This is a genomic window from Methanohalobium sp. (assembly GCF_018609725.1).
In the GTDB taxonomy this organism is placed as follows: Archaea; Halobacteriota; Methanosarcinia; order Methanosarcinales; family Methanosarcinaceae; genus Methanohalobium.
In genome coordinates, this window is sequence record NZ_JAHENT010000009.1 from 1 (window position 1) to 3,414 (window position 3,414).

The 3,414-nt window shown below is 38.2% G+C and carries 4 protein-coding genes; 2 read left to right on the plus strand and 2 right to left on the minus strand.

Translation table 11 applies throughout. The annotated features are described in order from the left end of the window. Both nrdD and QZ276_RS00190 read left to right on the plus strand, forming a co-directional pair. Positions 1-1,316 (plus strand): anaerobic ribonucleoside-triphosphate reductase (gene nrdD / locus QZ276_RS00185; protein WP_292484172.1); only part of this gene is annotated, 1,316 nt, incomplete at its 5' end. A gap of 15 nt (positions 1,317-1,331) precedes the next feature. After that, positions 1,332-2,087 (plus strand): anaerobic ribonucleoside-triphosphate reductase activating protein, encoded by a 756-nt coding sequence (locus QZ276_RS00190; protein ID WP_292484174.1) that lies wholly within the window; start codon positions 1,332-1,334, stop codon positions 2,085-2,087. Here the strand turns inward: QZ276_RS00190 and QZ276_RS00195 are convergent. Beyond that, on the minus strand, positions 2,084-2,515 hold the full coding sequence (locus tag QZ276_RS00195; RefSeq protein WP_292484176.1) for a hypothetical protein: 432 nt from the start codon (positions 2,513-2,515) through the stop codon (positions 2,084-2,086). The two genes, QZ276_RS00190 and QZ276_RS00195, sit on opposite strands and share 4 nt — an antisense overlap. A 39-nt stretch (positions 2,516-2,554) precedes the next feature. Further along, positions 2,555-3,244, minus strand: a complete 690-nt coding sequence (locus QZ276_RS00200) for a hypothetical protein (RefSeq protein WP_292484177.1) — start codon at positions 3,242-3,244, stop codon at positions 2,555-2,557. Positions 3,245-3,414 lie beyond the last annotated feature (170 nt).

Sequence of the window (3,414 nt, forward strand, 5' to 3'; positions counted from 1 at the left end):
GAGAAGTAAGGCTCACTTTCAAAGCGTTGATGGAAGTAATGTTAGATGGTGATTACTGGGGCAAACCCTTCAACTTCCCGAAACCAGAAATTTCGATAGAGCCGCAGTTCATGGAAGAAGATGAAGAATTCAACAAACAACACCCTGAAATCCCGACATATGAGGATTTATACGACCTCTCATTTGAACTGGCAGCCAAGTTTGGTACACCTTATTTTGATAACCAGATACCAGCATACAGAGGCGCAGGCAAAGGTATATCCTGTTACCAGTGCTGTGCATACCAGTTCTCTGCAGATGAAGACAACGATGCGGATTTTGAAGATAAACTGTATTTCAAAGAAGGTAAACACTTCTCTATGGGCGCATGGCAGGTATTGACCCTTAACTGTCCAAGGTCTGCATATAGAGCTGATGGTGATTATGATGCACTCATAAGCGACCTGAAACGTCTGATGAACAGAAGTGTAGAAGTTTTCCTTGCTAAAAAACAATGGATGGATTATATAATAGACAACAACAGAATGCCTTTTGCATCCCAGAGACCCAAAGACCCGATAACAGGTGAAAAAGGTTCAATACTTGTTGATACTGACAGTCTGGTATATACCATCGGTGTTATCGGAATCAATGAAATGGTTCAATATCACACAGGTTGCCAGTTACATGAATCAAAGGAAGCTTTCAGACTGGCTGTTCGTGTAATGACTGAACTTGAGATGTATGCAAAAGATCTCAGTAACAAATACGGTATGCAAATTGCACTTGCAAGGACACCTGCAGAAACCACAGGTCAAAGATTTGCAGTGGCTGACCTCCTCCAGAAAGGCTTTGCGAATAAAGCTGAACAGGTAATTAAAGGTGATGTTGAATCAGCCAAACAGAAACTCAACAAAGACCATGACCTACCAATCTATTACACAAATGGTATACATATACCACCCAGTGCAGACTTGTCTATAATTGACAGAATCAACTACGAACATACGTTCTTTCCGATTGTAGATGGTGGAAACATAATGCACATCTGGATGGGCGAAGCACATCCGGATCCTAAAGGTTTGAAACAGTTTGCACTTAACATCGCGAAAAATACCCAGACTGGATACTTTGCATTTACAAAAGATATGACAGTATGTATGGATGATTTCCATGTTGCAGATGGTCTCAAGGACAACTGTCCAAATTGTGAATCCAGTAATGTAGAATTCCTATCCAGAGTAACAGGGTATATACAGGCTGTAGGTGGCTGGAACGAAGCTAAAAAACAGGAGCTTGAAGACCGTAAACGTTACGCTTCTGTGGATATGGTCTAAATATTAAGTGTTATTATGAAATTAAACCATGGTGGAACTGTACCGATATCTACTATCGATTGGCACGGAAGGGTGTCAATCGTTATATCTTTTAGAGGATGTCCTTTTAGATGCCCATACTGCCACAACCATGAACTTTTGTTCGGTTCTAATCCAGTTGATTTCGGTGAAATCGAATCACAAATCAACAAATCCAAAATTTTTGTGGACAATGTAGTGTTTACAGGTGGGGAACCGTTTATGCAACCCGATGCCTTGAAACATTTAGCGGGTTTTGCTAAATATAATAACCTGCTTGTGGGTATCAACACAAATGGTTTTTATCCGGAACGTATAAAAGAAATTGTTGATGAGGGCAAAGTTGATAAATTCTTTGTTGATTTAAAAGCTCCTCTTGATGATGTGGATTTATACAGAAAAATATCGGGTTATAATAGTCCAGATTATCCAGAACCTGTAAGCAGAGTGGCTGAATCTTTAAAAATATTATATGAAAATGGGGTTGAATTTGAACTTCGAACCACTGTGATTCGTGATTTTATAGGTAACTTCGATGACATAACAAAAATATCTGGATGGATATCCAAATATCTATCTAAAGATGTACCCTATGTTATCCAGAGAGGACTTCCTGGGCATTCAAAGGATTCGGATTTGCATGGTATAAAACCGCTGGAAAGAGAGGAAATCTTGGGACTTTCTGAATATGCCTGTAATTATTTGAATGATGTACGTATAAACACTGATTCAGGATATGAGAATGTTTGTTAATATTTACCGGTAAGTTTTGCTATACTTCTATGTAATCCATGGATGCTGAAAGGGCTTCCCATATACATCATCGGGCATTTATCTGTTATAAATTCTATTTCCGATTTTCTGGATGCTTCATCAAGTTCGAGAGTACCGGTTCTCCAGTGGATCCATACCCTTTTGACACCTTTGTCTTGTAAAGTATTGATAAAATCAGCCGGATTGTATTTTGTCGTGCCTATGACTGCGTTCTCCATGTCATCAGGAATATCTGAAATATTTTTTAATGTATCTGGGTCGGGTTTATCAGACAAATCAACCACACTGATATTTTTGTTTCGGTTGCCAAGTTCTTTTATGGTTAATTTCATTGCTGGTTTGGTTTTATCGGTGATTACTACAAAATTATCATAATTCCAGAATTTTTCCTGTTCAAGTTGAGCCATATAATCCCACTCCCCTGTCTAAATTTTGAAAAATGAAAATCAATCCAGGTTTTCAAGATATTTTTCTGTTATTTTGTCATGTTTTATGCCGTCAGATAACAGTTTGCTTTTGTCAATCCACATCTCTGATGGACTCTGCAACCCAGAGGGTTTATGTTGCACACGACTTATGGTATTGGATGTGATATTCTCCTGAGAACCAAGAGAATCAAACTGGTTAATATCTCTGTCCTTTAAATCATTATTTTTGGTCTCGCTATATTCTGGGTGTTCTTGGTTAACATATGGGTTTTGTTCTGTTATATTGGTGACACCATCACTATCGAGCCTCATATCAGATGCACTATGAAGCCCCTGGGCGTGGATGTCATCAAAACCGGTGACAATACCTGTAACAGGAGATTCAAGTGTTTCAAGTCCTCTACCCATAGTAAAAAGTCCGTTTAATTTGTTGCACTCACCAGTTTTATCAGTATCTTCATTTTCATTAGGATTACTATATCCAATGTTATCGTAGAGGTTGTTTTTATCTATCCACATTTCTGAAGGGCTCTGTAATCCCTGTGCTTTATGTGGTGTATATTCGATACCTGCTATCAAACCTGTAAAAGGTGATGCTATAGTATCAAGTCCATTGCCGAAATTGCAAAGGTCACTGGTATTAACGTTTTTGTACATATTTTCGTTGTTAGAATCTGTGTTATTTTTATTATCTAAATCCTCAGTCATTGTAATCCCGATTGGTTTTGTTTTATATTAATATCTTTGCTTAAACCTTACCAGAGCCTATACCCAGAATGTCGTATAATTTTTCCATGTCCAGTCCGTCAGAGACCATATCTCCCAGCATATTATAGGCTTCTTGTTGTGATATAATTTTTTGTGGCTTAAATTCCAGC

Excerpts from the sequence above, each read along its gene's own strand:
- QZ276_RS00190 (WP_292484174.1), top strand. The coding sequence starts at position 1,332 with ATGAAATTAAACCATGGTGGAACTGTACCGATATCTACTATCGATTGG.
- QZ276_RS00195 (WP_292484176.1), bottom strand. The coding sequence starts at position 2,515 with ATGGCTCAACTTGAACAGGAAAAATTCTGGAATTATGATAATTTTGTA.
- QZ276_RS00200 (WP_292484177.1), bottom strand. The coding sequence starts at position 3,244 with ATGACTGAGGATTTAGATAATAAAAATAACACAGATTCTAACAACGAA.